Below are 15,192 nucleotides of genomic sequence, written 5' to 3'. Positions count from 1 at the left end.
AACTTTAGTAGCTTGAAGCACACAAAATATACTAAAAAATTAGTAGCTTTAATTAATTGAATATTAGTACATTAAATTTATTTTAACAATATTCAAAACCAGCTGTCTACTAAATAATTAGTAGTTCTACTAAAAAATTAGTAGGTTTGCAATGTAATCTTTTAGAAACTATGCAAAAACTAACGAAGAGAGAAGACCAAATTATGCAAGTTGTATGGCGATTGAAAAAAGCATTCATTCGTGATATAATAGAACAACTTCCTGAACCAAAGCCACATTACAATACAGTAGCTACTATTGTAAAAATATTGGTCAAGAAAGGAGTCTTGCAATCAGAAATGATCGGGAATACGCATCAATACAGTTCTGCAGTGGATTTTGAAGCGTATCGTGACCAGAATTTGGGAAGCATCAAAAAGAAATTTTTTGGTAATTCTTTTCCGAAAATGATGGCATATTTTGCCAAAGAGGAAAACCTTTCTGAAGTGGAGATAGAAGAGTTGATGGAAATGATTAAATCAAATAAAAACAAAAAATCATGATCGCACTTCTTCTAAAAGCATCCGTTGCAGTGATCATCTTTCTAGTATTTTATAAATTATTTCTAGAAAGAGAAAGTTTCTACACAGTAAATCGCTGGTATTTAATTACTTGTTTACTCTTAGCTTTTGTATTGCCCTTTATTACGGTACCACAATTAGTGGCAAATCAAGGCTATGTATCCGAAGTTATCACAGCTATAGAATCAAATAAAGTTGTAGATGAGTCATCAACAATGATTCCGCCAACAACGGAAAACCCTGATTTCATAGTAAATGATAAAGCAGAAGAACAAATTATTGATACAAAAACGACTGCTACAAAAGTAACAGTAGCAAAACCATCATGGTCGCTACTCGATTGGATTTTAGGAATCTATTTCTTTGGTGTCATCGTGTTTGCATTGCATTTACTGTTTCAAATACTTAGTATCTGTTTAAAAATTATACAAAGTGATGATAAAATACATGATGAAAACGCCATCATAATCAATCATTCAAGTATTAAAGAACCCTGTTCTTTTTTCAACTATATCTTTATCAATCCAGAAAATTATGACTACAAAACCTATGAGCAAATCTTGGCGCACGAACGTGTGCATGTAGATAAAAAACATAGTATAGACTTGTTATTAGCTGAATTGGTAAAAGTATTCCTTTGGTTCAATCCGTTTGTATGGATTTACCGAAAGTCTGTTGAAAAAAACATTGAATTTCAAACCGATGCTACATTACTAAATAATGAAACTATTGAAAATGATCAATATCAATTGAGTTTACTAAAGATTGCTACGTACACAAAACCGTTAACTATCACAACGAATTACAATCAATCATTAATCAAAAAACGAATTGTAAAGATGAACTCAAAAAAATCAAATCCGCATAGCTATTGGAAATATACATTCCTAGCACCAACAGTAGTAATTTTAATTTTATTATTGAATAAGCCAGTAACAGCTGCAACTTCCGAAAATACATTGTTTGATACTTCTATTGTAAACACCAATGTTGAGACTGAAAATAATACCGCTGCTGCAGAAAAACCATTAGAAAATGACACACAAAATGAAACTATTGTAGAAGACACTTCTGAATGTGCTGCATTACTCAAAGCAATTGAAGACAATGATATTGCAAAAGTGAAAGCACTTTTAAAGACAGTAGATGCAAATTGTGTAGATAAAAACGCAGGTAATGCCCAAAGAAAAATGGGAAAATATACAATTGTAGAACGCAAACCGCAAACACCTTTAGTAGGTGCTGCACGTACAGGGAATGTAATGATTGGAAAACTGTTATTTGAAGCAGGAGCAAAGGTAAACTTTTATTCAAATGAAAACGAACCACCTGTGATTGCTGCTGCAATAAATGGTTCTGTAGACTTTTTAAAATTATTAGTTGCTAATAATGTAACAATAGATGAAGCTTACACCAATCGTGGTACAGCTTTAATTTCTGCAGCGTATAAAGGGCATTTAGATGCAGTAAAATATATTCACGGTCAAGGTGCAGACGTAAATAAATCGGTAATGAATGTGGGAACTCCATTAATTGGAGCTTCTACAAGTAAGAATATAGATATCGTCAAGTTTTTAGTAAACAAAGGAGCTGATGTAGATAAGCATGTAATGAATGTGGGAACTCCATTGATTGGAGCTTCTAGAAGTAAAAATATTGATATCGTCAAGTTTTTAGTAAACAAAGGAGCTGATGTAGATAAGCATGTAGTGAATGTGGGAACTCCATTGATTGGAACTTCTACAAGTAAGAATATTGATATCATCAAGTTTTTAGTAAACAAAGGAGCTGATGTAGATAAGCATGTAATGAATGTTGGAACGCCATTAATTTATGCAGCACGCGATAACAACCAAGAAGCTATAAAATTATTGTTAGCTAAAGGAGCTGATATTAATAAAGAAGTTGCTAACGTAGGAACTCCGCTATTATACGCAGCTAGAAATGGTCATACAGAGGCAATTAAATTATTATTAGGCAAAGGAGCAGATATTGATAAACAAGTTGCGAATGTTGGAACGCCATTATTATATGCCGCCCGAAATGGTAATATAGAAGTTATAGAGTTATTATTAGCCAAAGGAGCAAATATTAATAAGGAAGTTGTTAATGTTGGAACGCCATTACTTTATGCAGCTCGTAATGGGCATTTAGAAACTATTGAGCTATTAATAAACAAAGGAGCTGATATTGATAAAGGAGCTGTAAATGTTGGAACTCCTTTGCTATATGCAGCTCGTAACGGACACAAAGAAACTTTAGAGTTATTACTCAAAAAAGGAGCTGACATTGACAAAGAAGTTGCCAACGTAGGAACGCCGTTACTATATGCAGCTCGTAATGGACATACAGAAGTTATAAAACTATTACTCAAAAAAGGTGCTGACATTGACAAAGAAGTTGCCAACGTAGGAACACCATTATTATATGCTGCTCGTAATGGGCATATAGAAGTTATAAAACTGTTACTTGCGAAAGGTGCAGATATAAATAAAGCCGTTCCAAATGTTGGAACACCGTTAATATATGCGGTTCGTAACGGACATACAGATGTTGTAAAATTATTGTTGAAAAAAGGCGCAAAAGTAGATCAAGAAGCTGCTCATGTAGGGACAGCCTTGACAAAAGCTGTGAAAACTAGAAATACTGAAATTGCTACATTATTACTAGAAGCTGGTGCTGATCCATATTATGTAACAAGTCATAACGATTATCCAATGCATTATGCTGTAAAAAATAAAGACAAAGACATGCAGACTTTATTAGAACGCTACAAAAAGTAATATACATCTCATCAATCAAATAGAAAGCCATTATTGTTTACAATAGTGGCTTTTGTTTTAGCATAAAATCTAATATATCTAGTATATTTACGCTTTAAAGAGAACGTAAAACGTAAAACTTCGTGGTAACTAAGATAGAAGCTGAAATCAATAAAATATACTTTATAGAGAAGTATACATTGGTTCATATTTTAGAAGGAACTGGGAATATTCAAGTTGATTTTAAAAACTATCATGACTGGAATGATAAAGCAATTTATTTAGAAAAAGGACAATATATTAAGTTTTTATCTGATGATTTCGTAGTTCGGTTTATTCATTTCCCTGATGAAATCATTTTCAAATCTAAAGACGTTAGAATCCTTTTTAAACATCTAATATCATTGGGATACATTAATTTTAAAGAATGTGACGACTGCAAATCATTTTTGAATACAACTGTGTTTAATAAAAACATGGGAGACCTAATTGATATATCTACAGAACAATGGTACTGGCAAAATCCTTTTCAAGCGAATAAAGATGAATATCAAATCATTTTTGATGTAAAAGAAATCATTGATCAAGAGTTTGCAAATAATATCAATACGGCAGCTTTAGCAAATCATTTAACACACTCTGAATATTCATTAAAACATTTAGTAAAAAGTAAAATTGGATTATCTGTTAAGAATTTGATTCAGAATAAAAAACTAATTGAAAGTCAAAAAAACATTGCGTTTACAGACAAAAACATTCAAGAAATTGCGTACGATCAAGGATTTAAAGATCCAGGGTATTTTAATAGAAATTTTAAAAATAAAACAGGACAAACTCCCAAAGAATTTCGTGACAACTTTGATTACAAAAAGCGTGATCTGTTTATACAAGATTTAATTAATCTTATTCAAGAGTTTCACAAAGAACAACATGCATTAGGTTTTTATGCAGATCAAATGAATATTAGCGTTAAAGCGTTGTCTAAAAAAGTAAAACTAAAGATGAATACTTCTTTAGGGCAACTAATTCGTTCGCAATTGATTCATTCTGCAAAAGAAATGCTTACACAACAAGAAAGCATTAAAAATACAGCACATGCTTTAGGTTTTGAGGAACCTAATCACTTTTCCTCGTTCTTCGCTCACTATGTTGGTATTTCTCCTTCTAATTATAAAAAGTAAACCATCTTTAAAACGTTTGTAAAACATTTATAAGGAATTATCATTAAAAGCTCAACTATTTAATAAAAGTACAATTTACTGCGCCTTTTTTGTAGGTTCTTTACAGCCATTCGTTCGCATATTTGCAATGTTAATCATCACAAAAATCTAATTAACATTTTAAAAATAATAAAGATGAATATTAAAGATCAAGCAACAAAAATGGACAACATCGTAGCGCAAGGCGCAATTGTTGATGCTGTAAAACAATTCTTTGCAGAAAATGCGACCACTTCTGATTATAATGGTTTAGCTACTACAAACAAACATGAAATGGTTCAAAAAATGGAAGGGTTTGCCGAAGCTATTGCACAAGTAAATGGCATTACTCATCACAATACAATTGTAGATGGAGACCTTTCTGCTTCAGAATTTACATTCGATTTCAATATGAAAGACAATAGCAAAATCTATTGGCACGAAATTATTCGTCGTAAGTGGAATAGCCAAGGAGAAGTGATTCAAGAAGAGTACTTCAACGCACAATAATAATTTATACATCAAAGAAATAAAACAAATGAAAAATATCATCAAATCAAGTATCGTAATCTTAAGTCTTTTAGTTTGTACAATTGCATTTTCGCAAGACAATAAAGCAAATAACATTGATAACAGTAATATAGCATTGCAAGGATATAGTCCAGTTTCATACTTAGACTTAGGAATAGCTCAAAAAGGAGTGAAGGCACATAAATCTGAATATAAAAAAGTAATTTACTACTTTACTTCAGCTGAACAAAAAGCAACTTTTGACAAGAATCCAACGAAATACCTTCCTGAATATGGTGGATTCTGTGCCTTTGGAATATATGCAGGTGCAAAATTTCGTCCAGACCCAAATAAATTCATTGTAAAAGACGGTAAATACTTCTTGTATTTATACAATTTAGAATTGGATGCTCAACAATTATGGTTAGCAGAAAGCAATGAAAGAAAATTAATTGCTACCGCCGATAAAAACTGGAAAAAACTAAAGAAAACGTATAATTAAGAAGTAAATTCTATATGATTGTTAGAAACTAAAACTAATAGTCTGTAAAGTGCCAATTAGAGAGCTAAATTCATCATTTTAGATCTCTAATTGGTGCTTTTATATTATTAAAATCTAAATCACGTAGAAATCCCTATTGTACTTCTACATCTAGATCGTTAGCTTTGTGAAAATCAGTTGTACAACTGATAACTAACCTCTAAACCATATTTATGAGTTATTTATCATTTCAACCTGGAAATATATCTCCAGGAAAAGGCAAAAAGAAAAAAGGTTCTGTTAGAAGAGCATTTTCTGATTGGATTATTAAAAACTACGGAGAAGAATATAAAGAAACACTGCTAAAGCAACGTTCTGAAATTGAAAACATTGGTTTACTGAAAGAACAAATTATTGAAGTTTCTGACGATACTGAAAAGAAGCCGTTAGTAGGAATTATTGGTGGTGGTTTTGCAGGAATGTATGCTGGGCTTATTTTACAATCACTAGGAATTGAATTTGAAATTTTTGAAGCTTCTAACCGTGTTGGTGGACGAATTGATACTTGGTATTCTACTGAGTATGATCCAAAAAGTAAAGAAAATAAAGGTTTATACGGAGAAGTAGGAGGTATGCGTATTCCGCAATTCTCTGATGATATGTTGCCAGTACAACATTTAGCTCTTTCGTTAAACTATGTATTAGAGCGTAATGGATTAACAGATAAAATGTTACGTTGGCGTAAATTTTATTACAATTCTGACTATCAGCGTTTGCGATATAATAACATGAAAGATCCGATCATGGCTAAAGATGCAGGATTGAACTCATTAAACTTTGGAAAAGCGCAAGGAGGAGATTTACCAAAAGTTTGGGTAACTGAAAAAACAGCTGAAGACGGAACAAAATACTTACCAATCAATATCATTTTAGATAAAGTAAATGGTCCATTTTTAGATGCGATAGATAAATCATTTGAAGCAGGTTTTGCAAAGTTAATGCGTTACGATAACTATTCAATGTGGGCATACTTAACAAATGTATTTACGTTGGCAGATTTGGAAGAATATTACGATCCAGCAATGGGTGCTCCTTGTGAAAATCTTTCCTATAATATTGCCAGTTACCTAGAAACGACAAACGTGGGGACAGGAATGTATACAGTTTCATTTGTAGAAATGGTTATTGCTGTATATGATTGGGATGGAAGTAAAAATTCATATGATCCTGATGATCCAAACATATATATGATTACGATGAACGAAGGAATGCAACATTTTCCAGATGCTTGTAGAACGGTTTTAAATCTTGAAAAAGGAGTTACTGGAGATGATGGACACTTAGCACAAGTATTAATTGGAATGATTAAAGGGCAGAATAATGAATATGGATATTCACCACCAAATTTAACCAAAGACGCTGAACCACCTAGTTCTGTACCACCAGCCGATCCAAAAGGAAAGGCAAACATAACTCCAGAAACACCAAAAGAAAAGCAACGTGTCTTTATGAACCATAAAGTAACAAAAGCCAGATATGATGAGAAATTGTATGGAACTAATGGAGGAATGCGTTTAACAATAGAGCATACAAAAGATGATATAAAAGAAGTCGTTGAACGTGAATATGCGTATGTAATCAGTACATTGCCAAATGGAGCATACCTAAACGGTCAAGAATACAATAATTTCTTTCAAGACTTGTCATTTGCAAAAGCAAGAGCCTTACGCGAATCGAATTATATGCCAGCTTTTAAAGCGTTTATAACCTTTAACAAACAATTTTGGAAAGATATAGGTGAAAACCGCCAATACGAAGTAGGATTAGGAGTTTCTGCAAGTGATCGTCCAAATAGACAAATCGTATATCCATCATACGGATACGATGCTGAAAAAGGTGTATTACAAATCTATTCGTGGGCACAAGATGCAGAACGAATGGGCGCATTAACTGATGAAGAACGTGTAAATGAATGTTTAAAAGGGATACAATTTATGTATCCAGAGATAGATATCTATAAATATTATGCAGGTTATAAAGATGGTGTTACAACAAAAACGTGGTTTTGGGACCAACATGCAGGCGGTGGCGCTTTTGCATTATTCAATCCTGGGCAATTCAAAAACTTATATCCAACTTTATTAACTCCTGAATTTAAAGGTGTTTTAAATATAGCTGGTGAGTGTTGTTCAGTACATCACGGATGGATTGTTGGCGCATTGGATTCTGCATACAATTCGGTCAATAATATTTTAGAAAAAATGAATGCTACGAAGTGTATCGCTAAAATGCAAGCAACTTGGGGACAATTATCGGCTCCAGACATTGCTGTAAAGCCTAACAAATAATAAATTGAATACCATTATATACTAACAACTATATAGTAATTCAATGCAAAGGAAAGTCTTCATCTCGGCTTTCCTTTTGTTTTTTATAATAATTCAGTAAACAAAACACACAAAGTTAACTAGAACAACATTAAGCTATTGATTTTTATTCAGTTATAGATTTTAATTAAACTTTTTATTTAAATTAAACAAATAGAATAGCTGTATAAAACAATTATAATTTCAAGCTAAATACTTATATTTGAAAAGCTTCCCCAATTGCTTAGTAGTGTTAACCAATAGTACCAACCTAAATAACATAACATGCAAGAAGATTTCATTCCATTAAAAAGTATCGGACTTTGTTTTAGTGGCGGTGGCTATCGCGCTACATTCTTTTCACTTGGCGCAGTTTCATACCTTCATAAAATTCAATTTAAAGACAAACCTTTAATAAATAATGTAGAAGCTATCAGTACAGTGAGTGGTGGCACCTTATTTGGTGTTGCGTATGCGAAAGCCGCACAAGAAGAAGATTTTAACTTCAAAGCATTCTTTCAAAAGTTTTACAATTCATTTGAACCTGCAAAAGATAAGTTACTGGCAACAGCTATTGCAAAACTAAATGATGATGCCATATGGAAAGAGTCGCATAAAAAACGTTCGTTAATCAATGCATTTGCACTTACCTATGCAGATATGGATATCTATAAAGGTAATTTTGAACTATTTGATACACCAACATCACCAAGCTTAAAAAATGTATGTTTTAATGCTACTGATTTTTCATTCGGATTAGTATTTCGTTTTCAAAATGAAGGAAAATTTGGAAATAATCCATTAGGTAGGGCAGAAGTAGCTAAAATAAAGAATGACATACCACTTGCAGATATTGTTGCTTCGTCATCATGTTTTCCATTAGGTTTTGAACCTCTAGTATTTCCAGATGATTATATAGAAAATCAAAATACAACTGAATACAAAGCGGTCAAAGAATTAGACTTATTTAAGAACGGTGTTGGTATTATGGATGGTGGAATTGCAGACAATCAAGGAATTGGAAGCATGATGCGTATTAGCGAGCGTAGAAGAGATGAGCGCAAAGAAATAAACACAGACGGAAAACGTAAACGCGAATTAGACCTTATCATAGTAAGTGATGTGGCAAGTTATAAAATGACACCTTGGAAACCTGAATCAAAAGCAATCTATGAATCTGACAATATAAAAACCAAAGCGTCAAACATTCTCAGTTATTTTGGCGTAAAGCCATTATATTGGATCTTAGTATTACTTGGAATGATGATGATGATGATTAGCTTCTTTGAAATCATCAAAGGACAATCTTGGTCTGCTTTATATATGATTGGCGGAACTATTGCCGGAATTGGAATTATGTTAACTATAATAGGTGTTATTGCAGGAAGAATAAAAGGATTCGCATTAGATTGGGTTACTACAATGTTCCGAAAAAATGTACCAGAACCCTTAGTAGATGAAGTATTAAGCTTCAAAAAGCTAAGTATAGATTTAGTACAACGTATGTTAACAGAACGTATTAGTACAACGGTTGTTATGGTTAATGATGTTTTCTTAAAACAAATACGACGTCTTAATTATAAGTATTTATACTTCAAAAAAGGTACGGAATACAGATCTGTTACGTCAACGGTATATCAACTAAATGGAGCTAAAACAGTATATGGACGAACACCATTTAATAAAAGTATAACGAAACCATCTTCATCGCTTCAAAATATTGCATTAACGGCTTCTGAAACTCCAACGACACTTTGGTGGGATGAAACAGATATAGAAAAAGGACGCATGAACACACTTATAGCTTGTGGTCAATTTACTACCTGTTACACATTGATGGATTATATTATCAAACTTAAAAAAAGTGATATTGAACTATCAAAAGAACAAATAATTGAGCTTGATACGCTTTATACTGCTTTAGAAGCTGATTGGACAAAGTTTAACCAAAATCCACTTTTTTATACGGAATCCTTAAAAGGTTGATCAGTAACTGCTTACTTGAAAAAGGCATTTTTATAAGAAGATGCCTTTTTTATTGAAAAAAATGTAAAAAAATATACGAATCAAATAGAAAAAAACAATTTTGTACGTTAATACCTTATAATGTATAAGGTAAAATAAATCTATATAGCTTCTTTATTCCTTAATTTTAATCTAATACTCATACGTTAAATCGTTAAAACATGTATTTTATCGATTGTTATGTGCATTTTATCGATAGATTTTACCCCAGTCGACTAAATACTCTAGAGATCATTTTAAATGAAACTAGCTTTATAATAGTATTGAAAATAGCCCCAGAAATACACATTTTGCCCTAAATGTCAATTTCAAAAATACGAACTGTTTTAACAGATTATTTGCCCCAAAGTGATCTATTGAACTTAACCTAATTATTAAATAACTATGAAGAAAATTTTACACTTAGTCGTGCTATGTTTACTTACGTCATTTGTACAAGCACAGACTCCAGGCGTATCAATCTTTTACGAACAAACAGCAGGCGATACTCGTAATTACATTGAGTATATCCCAGGAAACTTACCAATCATCATTTCTGCACCACATGGAGGAGTGCAACAATCTGGACAAACAATTGGAGGTATTTTCTATCCAGATAACGACAGTTCTTTACCGGATAGAGGTTGCGGAACCAATGAACGCGATGATAATACTGACATATTAGTGCGTGAAATTCAAAACGAAATATTTCAACTAACAGGTTGTTATGCACATGTTATCATTAATAACTTACACCGATCAAAATTAGACCCAAACCGAGAAATCAATGAAGCTACCTGCGGTAACTCAAATGCTGCGGATCATTGGAGTGCTTTTCATAACTTTATAGATCAAGCTAGTACTGCTGTAGAATCAAACTGGGGAAAAGGGTTATATATAGACCTTCACGGACAAAGTCATTCTGTTCCTAGAATTGAAGCTGGATATAATGTTACTTCAGGTGAATTAAACTCATCAAATCTAAATGCAGCAAACATTATAAATAAATCTACAATTAGAAACCTGGTAAATACAAACCTTAACAACCTTTCTCATGAAGAATTAATAAGAGGAAACAATAGTTTAGGAGAATTATTTCAAAATGCAGCTGGAACTTTCTATGCAAGTCAAGGACATGCTGGTTGTGGAAGTACAAGCGGTTACAGAGCTGTTCCAAGTGCTACGAACAATGGAGGAGGAAGTTGTGACGATACACGTCCAAATGGAAACGCATACTTTGATGGAGATTTTTATAACAACCGTAGACATGGCTCAGGTAATGGAACAAATGATGGAACTGGTGGAGCTGGAACCGTGGACGGAATCATGACAGAAGTTAACAGACGTGTTCGTGACTTAGGAACCTACAATGGACAAGTATATGACTCTAGACCACAAACATTAGTTCCTTTTGCAAAAGATTATGCAGCAACCGTATTAAACTATATTGATGCACATTACAACGACTTTGCAATGTTTACGTTCTTATCAACTACTTATATAGTCACAAATCCAAATCCAACACCTGTAATTGCAGGGATTAGCGGTGGAACATTCTCAAGTCCTTCTGGGTTAATTATAAATCCTGCTACTGGAGAAATTGATCTTGCCAACTCACCATTAGGAAGTCACTCAGTAGTTTATACTGTTGGAACTTGCGGATATTACTCACTTACTAGAAATATTACTATTGTTGATGATGTTAGCGGAGATGTGACTCCTCCAACAGATCCTTCAAACTTAGTAGCTTCAAATGTTACAGAAACAACTACAGATTTAACTTGGACAACATCTACAGATGATATGGATGTAATTGCCTATGATATTTATCAAAATGATGTAATCATTGCATCTGTAGCGCAACTTAACTATATCGTAACTGGATTAACACCAAATACAGCATATGAATTTAAAATAATTGCAAGAGACTTAGCAGGAAACGCATCACAGCCAAGTAACGTTGTAAATATTACTACAGATCAAAATGTTGTCATAAACTATTGTGGATCGCAAAGTAATAATGTAGATGATGAATATATTAGTAGAGTACAACTTGAAGACATAGATAATACTTCGGATGCACAATTCTATTCAGACTTTACAAACATTTCTACAGAATTAATTCGAAATGGTCAATATACTATTACAGTAACACCAACATGGACAGGAACTGTATACAATGAAGCGTATGCTGTTTGGATTGATTACAATCAGAATGGAGATTTCTCTGATCCAGGAGAACAAGTTTGGACACAAGGAAATACAACAGCAGCTTCAGTAAGTGGAACATTTACAATTCCAACCGCTGTACCAAACGGAGCCACGAGAATGCGTGTTTCAATGAAGTACAATGCCATTCCAACTGCTTGTGAAACATTTACCTACGGAGAAGTTGAAGATTATACAGTAAACATTATGTCTTCTATGCCAGATACTATTCCTCCGGTCATTACACTCAACGGAGACAATCCTGTAGATATTTTCGTTGGAGATACATATGTAGATGCAGGTGCTACAGCAATCGATAATATAGATGGTGACGTTACAAATGATATTATTGTAACAGGAACTGTAAATACGGCTGTTGCCGGAACATACACAATTCGTTACAATGTTAGAGATGTTGTAGGAAATAATGCCACTGAAGTGACAAGAACCGTAAATGTAATTACACCTGTAGATACAACTGCACCAGTAATTACCTTAAATGGAGAATCAACACTAAATTTGAATGTTGGAGATTTCTATACTGAATTAGGCGCTACAGCAACAGACAATGTTGATGGAAACTTAACAAGTGCTATCATTATTACTGGAAATGTAAATACAGCTATCGCTGGAACGTACACAATTCGTTACAATGTCTCTGATATAGCAGGAAATGCAGCAACAGAAGTTACACGTACTATAAATGTAGTTGCAGATACTGTAGCTCCAGTAATTTCATTAAATGGAAGTCAAACGATCAACTTAAATATTAATGAAGCATATGTAGAACTTGGTGCTACAGCAATAGATAATGTAGACGGGAATCTTACACCAAACATCAACATTAGCGGAACGATTGATACTTCAACAGCAGGAACATACCTAATCAATTACACAGTAAGTGATGCTACAGGAAACACTGCGCAAATAACACGTACGGTAAATGTACTTGCTGATACAATTGCACCTATAATTGTACTAAATGGAAATGCTACAATTAACTTAAACGTAGGAGAAGCATATACAGAACTTGGTGCTACAGCAACGGATAACTTAGATGGAAATCTTACGAATGCTATTGTAATCACTGGAACTGTTGATACTACTATCGCTGGAACATATAGTGTAAACTATACTGTAAGTGATTCATCTGGAAATACTACACAAGTTACACGTACTGTAAATGTAATTGCTGATACAACAGCACCAATAATTACATTAAATGGAAATGCTACAATTGACTTAAACGTAGGAGAAGCATATATAGAACTTGGTGCTATAGCAACGGATAACTTAGACGGAAATCTTACGAATGCTATAGTAATCACTGGAACGGTTAATACAGCTGTCGCTGGAACTTATCAACTAACATATTCAGTAAGTGATGCTGCCGGAAATACAGCACAAGTTATACGAACTGTAAATGTACTTGCTGATACAACTGCACCAATAATTACATTAAATGGAAATGCTACAATTGACTTAAACGTAGGAGAAGCATATACAGAACTTGGTGCTACAGCAACAGACAACTTAGATGGAAACCTTACAAATGCTATTGTAATCACTGGAACTGTTAATACAGCTGTCGCTGGAACGTATACAGTTCGTTACAATGTAAGTGATACAGCAGGAAATGCAGCAACAGAGGTAACTCGTACTGTAATTGTAAATGAAGTAAGTATTGGTTGTACAAACGGAATTGATACATTCCCATATTCAGAAGGGTTTGAAAACTCATTAGGTGGTTGGACACAATCTTCAGCTGATGATATTGACTGGACAATTCTTAGTAATGCAACACCATCACAAAACACTGGACCATCAAGTGCTATTGAAGGAAACTTCTATGCATACGTGGAAGCATCTGGAAACGGAACAGGATATCCTGATAAGCAAGCAATTTTAACTTCTCCATGTTTTGATTTAACATCGTTAACACAAGCTACATTTAGTTTTAACTATCATATGTATGGTACAGATATGGGAACATTAGCTGTAGAAATAAGTGAAGACAATGGTGCTAATTGGACAACAATTTGGAATCAAACAGGAAATCAAGGAAACGCTTGGCAAACTACAAATATTGATCTTGGAGCATATGTTGGAAATAATGTGCAACTTCGATTCAATAGAGTAACTGGAAGTACTTGGAGAGCTGATATCGCAATTGATAATATTAATTTAATAGATGAAGAAATTATTGTAGAAGGTTGTTCTGGTGGAATTAATACATTCCCATACACAGAAAGCTATGAAAATACCTTAGGTGGTTGGACACAATCTTCAGCTGATGATATCAATTGGACAGTAGATTCAAACGGAACTCCATCACAAAACACAGGACCATCTAATGCTGCAAACGGAAATTTCTACATCTTCGTAGAAGCTTCAGGTAATGGAACAGGTTTCCCTAACAAACAAGCAATTATCAATTCACCTTGCTATGATTTAACAAATGAATTAAATGCATCATTCAGCTTTAGTTATCACATGTTCGGATCTAATGATATGGGAACTATTGCTTTAGAAGCGAGTAACGACAATGGATTATCTTGGATAACTATCTGGTCAGAATCTGGAAATAAAGGAAACCAATGGTTATCTGCCAATGTTGACCTTTCAAGCTATATTGGAGGAAGTGTTCAATTGCGTTTCAACAGAATTACTGGTGGAACTTGGCAAGCAGATATTGCTATTGACAATATCAATTTAGACACAACTACATTACCACGTCAACAAGCAAATAATGCAAAAGAAGATATAACAACTGATACAGTTACTGATGGAAACGAAATATTTACTACTAAAAATAACTTAACAGTATATCCAAATCCAGTTCGAGGAAATGTTTTAAATATCAAATTGAATTTTGGAGCTGTAACTTCATATAGAATCATCAATTTATATGGACAAGAAGTTGCAAAAGGAAAAGAAGCAAACCATATTAAAGTAGGTAACCTTCGTTCAGGTGTATATTTTGTGGAAGTATTTGATGGAAAAAATACACTTACAAAGAAATTTATGAAGCAATAAATAATTAAAAAACCATTATGTAAAAAGTCCGATGCAGTAATTGTATCGGGCTTTTTTATCGCAAAA

General features: G+C 33.3%; 8 protein-coding genes. All 8 read left to right on the top strand.

What is annotated here, in order from left to right; translation table 11 throughout:
- Positions 1–170: 170 nt before the first annotated feature.
- Positions 171–542 carry a BlaI/MecI/CopY family transcriptional regulator gene (locus Q0828_RS12710; protein ID WP_298421301.1) on the top strand — a complete coding sequence of 124 codons (372 nt, stop codon included), beginning with the start codon at positions 171–173 and terminating at the stop codon, positions 540–542.
- Positions 539–3,343: an ankyrin repeat domain-containing protein gene (locus Q0828_RS12705; RefSeq protein WP_298421298.1), complete on the top strand. Its 2,805-nt coding sequence runs from the start codon at positions 539–541 to the stop codon at positions 3,341–3,343. Before Q0828_RS12710 ends, Q0828_RS12705 begins: the two co-directional genes overlap by 4 nt.
- A 122-nt stretch (positions 3,344–3,465) precedes the next feature.
- Positions 3,466–4,503 carry a helix-turn-helix domain-containing protein gene (locus tag Q0828_RS12700; protein ID WP_298421295.1) on the top strand — a complete coding sequence of 346 codons (1,038 nt, stop codon included), beginning with the start codon at positions 3,466–3,468 and terminating at the stop codon, positions 4,501–4,503.
- Positions 4,504–4,677: 174 nt separating this feature from the next.
- Positions 4,678–5,031: a hypothetical protein gene (locus Q0828_RS12695; protein WP_298421292.1), complete on the top strand. Its 354-nt coding sequence runs from the start codon at positions 4,678–4,680 to the stop codon at positions 5,029–5,031.
- A 28-nt stretch (positions 5,032–5,059) separates the two neighbouring features.
- Positions 5,060–5,533, top strand: coding sequence for a YHS domain-containing (seleno)protein (locus tag Q0828_RS12690; protein WP_298421289.1), 474 nt, complete (start codon positions 5,060–5,062; stop codon positions 5,531–5,533).
- Positions 5,534–5,745: 212 nt separating this feature from the next.
- On the top strand, positions 5,746–7,860 hold the full coding sequence (locus tag Q0828_RS12685) for an FAD-dependent oxidoreductase (protein WP_298421286.1): 2,115 nt from the start codon (positions 5,746–5,748) through the stop codon (positions 7,858–7,860).
- Positions 7,861–8,163: 303 nt separating this feature from the next.
- A complete protein-coding gene (locus tag Q0828_RS12680; protein WP_298421283.1) occupies positions 8,164–9,864 on the top strand; it encodes a patatin-like phospholipase family protein in 1,701 nt (566 codons plus the stop codon).
- Between the two features lie 423 nt (positions 9,865–10,287).
- On the top strand, positions 10,288–15,126 hold the full coding sequence (locus Q0828_RS12675; protein WP_298421280.1) for an immunoglobulin-like domain-containing protein: 4,839 nt from the start codon (positions 10,288–10,290) through the stop codon (positions 15,124–15,126).
- Positions 15,127–15,192 lie beyond the last annotated feature (66 nt).

Source organism: uncultured Kordia sp., assembly GCF_947496985.1.
Lineage (GTDB): Bacteria > Bacteroidota > Bacteroidia > Flavobacteriales > Flavobacteriaceae > Kordia.
This window is presented reverse-complemented; position numbering and strand designations above follow the sequence as displayed.

Bases quoted from the DNA above. Each gene is read 5' to 3' on its own strand.
- Q0828_RS12710 (WP_298421301.1), top strand. From the start codon at position 171: ATGCAAAAACTAACGAAGAGAGAAGACCAAATTATGCAAGTTGTATGG.
- Q0828_RS12705 (WP_298421298.1), top strand. From the start codon at position 539: ATGATCGCACTTCTTCTAAAAGCATCCGTTGCAGTGATCATCTTTCTA.
- Q0828_RS12695 (WP_298421292.1), top strand. From the start codon at position 4,678: ATGAATATTAAAGATCAAGCAACAAAAATGGACAACATCGTAGCGCAA.
- Q0828_RS12690 (WP_298421289.1), top strand. From the start codon at position 5,060: ATGAAAAATATCATCAAATCAAGTATCGTAATCTTAAGTCTTTTAGTT.
- Q0828_RS12685 (WP_298421286.1), top strand. From the start codon at position 5,746: ATGAGTTATTTATCATTTCAACCTGGAAATATATCTCCAGGAAAAGGC.
- Q0828_RS12680 (WP_298421283.1), top strand. From the start codon at position 8,164: ATGCAAGAAGATTTCATTCCATTAAAAAGTATCGGACTTTGTTTTAGT.
- Q0828_RS12675 (WP_298421280.1), top strand. From the start codon at position 10,288: ATGAAGAAAATTTTACACTTAGTCGTGCTATGTTTACTTACGTCATTT.